This window comes from Mycobacterium sp. (assembly GCF_049673265.1).
Lineage (GTDB): Bacteria > Actinomycetota > Actinomycetes > Mycobacteriales > Mycobacteriaceae > Mycobacterium.
In genome coordinates, this window is sequence record NZ_JBATXN010000591.1 from 1 (window position 1) to 2,661 (window position 2,661).

Annotated in this window: 2 protein-coding genes; one reads left to right on the forward strand and one right to left on the reverse strand. The window is 65.0% G+C overall.

Annotation, left to right across the window (positions count from 1 at the left end):
• Positions 1–1,489, forward strand: a 1,489-nt coding sequence (locus WBF82_RS20060) for an SDR family oxidoreductase (protein WP_424384684.1), incomplete at its 5' end; no start/stop codon positions are given.
• Between the two features lie 18 nt (positions 1,490–1,507).
• Here WBF82_RS20060 and WBF82_RS20065 read toward each other — a convergent pair.
• Positions 1,508–2,661 (reverse strand): sensor domain-containing protein (locus tag WBF82_RS20065; RefSeq protein ID WP_424384685.1); only part of this gene is annotated, 1,154 nt, incomplete at its 5' end.

The following is a 2,661-nucleotide window of genomic DNA, read 5'->3' on the forward strand; positions in this document are numbered from 1 at the left end:
GGTGGTGGGTGATTCGCGCACCGGTGAGATGGACAAGATCGACGGACCGTATTACTTCTTCGGCGTGCTGGCCAAGCTGGCGGTTTTGCCCAAGTTCACGCCGATCATGCTGCCCGACACCGGGCGCACCAACATTGTGCCGGTCGACTACGTGGTCGATGCACTGGTCGCCCTCATGCATGCCGACGGTCGCGACGGCCAGACATTCCATCTGACCGCACCGAAAACCATTGGCCTGCGCGGCATTTACCGCGGGATCGCCGCCGAGGCCGAGCTGCCGCCGCTGCGTGGATCGCTGCCCCGATCAGTCGCTGCACCCGTGATGAAGGTGCGTGGGCGGGCCAAGGTGTGGCGCAACATGGCCGCCACCCAATTGGGCATCCCCGCCGAGGTTCTCGACGTCGTCGACCTGGCGCCCACGTTTATCTCCGACAACACGCGAAACGCATTGCACGGCACCGGTATCGAGGTCCCCGAGTTCGCCGACTACGCACCTCAGCTTTGGCGTTACTGGGCGCAGCATTTGGACCCTGACCGGGCCCGCCGCGACGATCCGGCCGGCGCCCTGGTGGGCCGTCACGTGATCATCACCGGCGCCTCCAGCGGCATCGGCCGGGCCGCGGCGATCGCCATCGCCGAGCGGGGCGCAACGGTGTTTGCGCTGGCGCGCAGCGCCGAGGCGCTCGACGACCTGGTCGCCGACATCCGCGCCAACGGCGGCCAGGCTTACGCCTTCACCTGCGATGTCACCGACTCCGACTCGGTGGAACACACGGTCAAGGACATCCTGGGTCGCTTCGACCACGTCGACTATCTGGTGAACAACGCCGGACGCTCGATCCGCCGCTCAGTGGTCAATCAGACCGACCGGCTGCACGACTACGAGCGGGTGATGGCCGTCAACTACTTCGGCGCGGTGCGGATGGTGCTGGCATTGCTGCCACATTGGCGTGAACGCAAGTTCGGCCACGTCGTCAACGTGTCCAGCGCAGGCGTGCAGGCACGCAGTCCCAAGTACAGTTCGTATCTGCCCACCAAGGCCGCGCTCGATGCGTTCTCCGAAGTGGTGGCCACCGAAACGCTTTCCGATCACATCACGTTCACCAATATCCACATGCCGTTGGTGGCCACACCGATGATCAAGCCGTCCCGTCGGCTCAACCCGGTACCGCCGATCTCCGCCGAGCACGCGGCGGCGATGGTAGTGCGAGGGCTGATCGACAAGCCAGCCCGTATCGACACGCCGTTGGGCACTCTCTCCGAGGCCGGCAACTATTTCACCCCCAAGCTGTCACGCCGAATCCTGCACCAGCTCTATCTCGGTTATCCCGATTCAGCGGCAGCGCAAGGGATCACACCACCGGAAACCGTTGCTGTGCAATCATCCTCACAGCGCCGACCGAAGCGACCGACCCGTGCGCTCACCCGGGTGCGAGTTCCGCGGTCGGTCAAACGGGCAATACGGCTGGTGCCAGGCGTGCATTGGTGATCCACGTGCGATTGCGTATTAGGCTGCAGGCACTTTCGCGGCTATTTGGTGTGCGATGTTTATCGCCGCGTCGGACTCAGTGCCGAGTTGTGCATCGGCTTGGTTGAGGCTGCAGGCCATGATGTCGACGACAATGTTGTGGGCTACCGTCAACGCCCGCTGACAGCTAAAGACTAGCTCGACGCCGTCTTGGTTCTGCGTGACGCTCAGGGTGCCGTTGGTGTTGGAGACCGGACCTGCCGTGTGCATCATGTTCGTGCCCATCGCTACGACGGTGAACTGCCGGTCGGCGCAGGCAGGCCAGCTTTGAGCGGAGGCGGCGAAGAACGCGCCCGCTTCCTTTGCTGAGGGAAACGACACCACGGTCTGCTCGACACGATGCCTGAACCTGGGGCCGGGCTCTGCGAGCGCCTGGCCGAGCATCGTGGTCCAGCCGCTGCCCTCATAGACCTCGGCTTCTGCCGGGCTGGTAATGGGTCGGCACGCCTTGTCCGGCACTTGCGCGGCAAGGTTCGGCATCGCGCCTGTGGTTCCCTTGACCTCCAGCACGGTGGTGCCCATCGCGGCATTGATTTGGTCGGCGCTAAGCAGCAGCCCCTGCAGTGCGGTCTGGGCGGGAGTGAGGCTGGTGGGGGTCTGCGAGGCGCCTGCCGACTGCGTGGTGGCCGGCCGGCCCAGAAGGAAGTAGCAGGTAACGGCGGCGACGACCACCACAACCGCCGCGGCCAGCGGCCACTTCTGCTGCCAGCGTGAACCGAAACTATGCGCCTGCACGCCGGCAGCCTGCGCCTCAGCTCCTTCCGCTGAGGCCGCGGCTTCCAACACTGCTTGTTCTGACTCTGGGTGTCCCTCGGTGGCCGGCACGACGGATGTTTCGCGCAATCCAGCGGTCGGGTCAGCTGTGGATACACCGCGCTGAGATCCGTTGCGCGCGTTCTGAAACAGCGCCAGCGCACCCACGGTCGCGAGAGCGGCACCCGCGGCCGCAACGTAGATTGAGATGTCGAGGCCGGTGAGAATCCCCGGCCCGCTGCTATCAGCGGGCCCGCCGGGCCCGACAACGTGCATGGTCCTTAGCTCTTTGTCGGTCGCGAGTAGGACGACGCCGACCGCCGCAAGGACACAAAAGCCAATGAGACACCATCGGGCGAACCGCTTCCCCTGGCTAGCTA